This is a genomic window from Phenylobacterium sp., assembly GCF_030654915.1.
Lineage (GTDB): Bacteria > Pseudomonadota > Alphaproteobacteria > Caulobacterales > Caulobacteraceae > Phenylobacterium.
Genome location: NZ_JAURWM010000166.1, coordinates 1 through 2,653 on the forward strand (window position 1 = coordinate 1; position 2,653 = coordinate 2,653).

Here is a 2,653-nt window from a genome sequence, read left to right on the forward strand (position 1 = left end):
CTGGAACACCTGGCCAAGGAGCGGCGCGCCTCGCCGCGCACCGTCGAGGCCTACGCCTTTGCTGGCGGCCGCTATATAAACTTCCTGGAGCGCCATCGCGGCGAGGCCCTGTCGCTCGGCGCCATGGGCACGCTCACCGCCGGCGAGGTCCGCGCCTGGCTCGCCTATCTGCGCCAGGGCGACAAGCCGCTGTCGCCGCGCTCTCTGTCCCAGTCGCTTTCGGCGATCCGCACCTTTCACCGCTTCCTCGATCGCCGGATGGACACCCCAAACGCCGCCATCGCCCTGGTGCGCGGCCCACGCGTGCGGCCCGGCGCCCCCCGCCCGATCACCGAGGATCAGGCGCGCGGCATGATGGCCGAGCCCTCGCTCGATCCCGACCGCGAGGATTGGGAGGCCAGCCGCGACGAGGCGGTGCTGACCCTGCTCTATGGCTGCGGCCTGCGGATCTCCGAGGCGCTGTCGCTCAAGCGCGGCGACGCCCCGCTGCCGGACTCGCTACGCATCCTCGGCAAGGGCTCAAAGACGCGGATCGTCCCAGTGTTGCCGGCCGTTCGGCAGGCCATCGATATCTATCTGGCAGACGTGCCGTTCGTGCTCGCGCCGGAGGAACCGCTGTTTCGCGCCAAGCGCGGCGGGCCGCTCAGCCCGCGTCACGTCCAGGCCACGGTGCAGAAGCTGCGCGGCCGGCTCGGCCTGCCCGACAGCGCCACGCCCCACGCCCTGCGCCACTCCTTCGCGACCCACCTGCTGGGCGCCGGAGCCGATCTGCGCTCGATCCAGGAACTGCTCGGCCACGCCTCGCTTTCCACCACCCAGCGCTACACCGAGGTCGACGCCGAAGCCCTGCTCAGCGCCTACGCCAAGGCCCATCCGCACGCTTAGCGCGGCTTTGCGAAGCGGCCGTCGCCCTGGATCTTTTCACGGACCACCGTCGAGATGGAGCAGCCGTCGACGGAGCGGATTACGGCCAGTTCCATATTGGCGGGCGGCAAGCTGGCGAGGGTCCGGGCGCCGGCGGCGCCACGACGATCCTCCGGACGCAGCAGCAGCGCCGGCGAGCGGTCGGAAATCTCGAACCTGCCATCGGCGGGGCAGGGCTTGGGAGGTGGTGCGGCGGCGATGGCGGCGGCGAGCAGCGCGAAAACGATCATGATCGTTCCTCCATGGCTTCGGCGAAATTTACCACCACGGAACGCCGTTCGCTATCGGCCCATCCTCACCCAGCCGACCGTAGAACCCGGATCGCAGCCCTCCTCGACCACTCGAAACCCCTCGCGGGCGTAGAAGGCCTGGGCCCGGATGTTGGGAACTTGGCACTTCAGGTGCAGCCGGCCGTCGGCTACCTCAGCAACATGATCAAGTAAGGCCTTGCCCACGCCTTGGCCGCGCGCCTCGACATAGAGCGAATGCAGGAAATTGTCGGAACGGTAGAGGCTCGCCACGCCGAGCAAGCGCTCGCCATCCGTCGCGAGATAGACCTCTTCATCCCGAGCGGCGGCGATGAAGTCAGCCGCCTGATGCTGCTCGGGCGGGATCCAGGTGAAGGTCGCGCGCAGGACGCGCTCGTATAACGCCGCGCAGGCGGCGATATCGCCAACCTGCGCGCGCCTTACGATCACTAGGACTGCATCGTCCAGCCCTCGACACCCATAGCTGCCTGACGGCCAGCTTCCGAGCGCGTGGGGTGAGGATGGCAGACGCGGGCGATGTCTTCGCTCGCGGCTTTGAAGGCCATGGCGACGCAATACTCGCCGATCATCTCGCCAGCCTGCGGGCCGACAATGTGAACGCCGAGGATCTCGTCGGTCTTGGCGTCGGCCAGGACCTTGGCGAAGCCTTCGGTCTCGTGGTTGATCTTGGCGCGGCTATTGGCGCTGAACGGGAACTTGCCGACCTTGTAGGCGACGCCGGCTTCCTTGAGCTGTTCCTCGGTCTTGCCGACCCAAGCCACTTCCGGCGAGGTGTAGACGACGCTCGGGACCAGATTGTAGTCCACGTGGCCCCACTTGCCGGCGATGATCTCGATGCAGGCCACCGCGTCTTCCTCGGCCTTGTGCGCCAGCATCGGACCCAAGATCACGTCACCGATCGCCCAGACGCCCGGGGCGCTGGTCTTGAAGTGATCGGTCGGGATGAAGCCGCGCTTGTCCGGAACCACGCCCACGCTGTCGAGCCCGAGGTTTTCAGTGAACGGCCGCCGACCGATGGCCAGCAGCACGTATTCCGCCTCGATGGTCTCGGCCGCGCCGCCGGCGACGGGTTCGACCGTCAGGCTGACGTTGGACTTGCCGGCCTTGGCGCCGGTCACCTTGGAGCCCAGCTTGAACTGCACGCCCTGCTTGGTCAGCGAGCGCTGGAAGGTCTTGGCCGTCTCTGCGTCCATGCCGGGCGTGATGCGGTCCAGGAACTCGACCACGGTCACCTTCGCGCCCAGCCGGCGCCAGACCGAGCCCAGTTCCAGCCCGATGATGCCCGCGCCGATCACCACCAGGTGCTTGGGAACCTCGGGCAGCGCCAGCGCGCCGGTGGAATCGACGATGCGGTTCTGGTCGACGTCAACACCGGGTAGCGGAGAGGGCTCCGAGCCGGTGGCGATGACGATGTTCTTGGTTTCTAGAACGCTGACTGAGCCGTCCTCGGCGGTGACCTC

General features: G+C 67.8%; 4 protein-coding genes. 1 reads left to right on the top strand and 3 read right to left on the bottom strand.

What is annotated here, in order from left to right:
- The coding region (locus Q7T84_RS08610) for a tyrosine recombinase XerC (protein ID WP_304807773.1) at positions 1–885 on the top strand (885 nt) is incomplete at its 5' end.
- Here Q7T84_RS08610 and Q7T84_RS08615 read toward each other — a convergent pair.
- The 3 genes from Q7T84_RS08615 to Q7T84_RS08625 all read right to left on the bottom strand — a co-directional run.
- The gene (locus Q7T84_RS08615) at positions 882–1,154 is read right to left on the bottom strand and encodes a hypothetical protein (protein ID WP_304807775.1); all 273 of its coding nucleotides are present in this window, start codon (positions 1,152–1,154) and stop codon (positions 882–884) included. The two genes, Q7T84_RS08610 and Q7T84_RS08615, sit on opposite strands and share 4 nt — an antisense overlap.
- 51 nt (positions 1,155–1,205) lie before the next feature.
- Positions 1,206–1,622, bottom strand: coding sequence for a GNAT family N-acetyltransferase (locus Q7T84_RS08620; RefSeq protein WP_304807777.1), 417 nt, complete (start codon positions 1,620–1,622; stop codon positions 1,206–1,208).
- Positions 1,622–2,653, bottom strand: a 1,032-nt coding sequence (locus Q7T84_RS08625) for an FAD-dependent oxidoreductase (protein WP_304807779.1), incomplete at its 5' end; no start/stop codon positions are given. The genes Q7T84_RS08625 and Q7T84_RS08620, both read right to left, overlap by 1 nt.

What these genes read in the sequence shown, in the direction of transcription:
- Q7T84_RS08615 (WP_304807775.1), bottom strand. Translation starts at nt 1,154, where the DNA reads ATGATCGTTTTCGCGCTGCTCGCCGCCGCCATCGCCGCCGCACCACCT.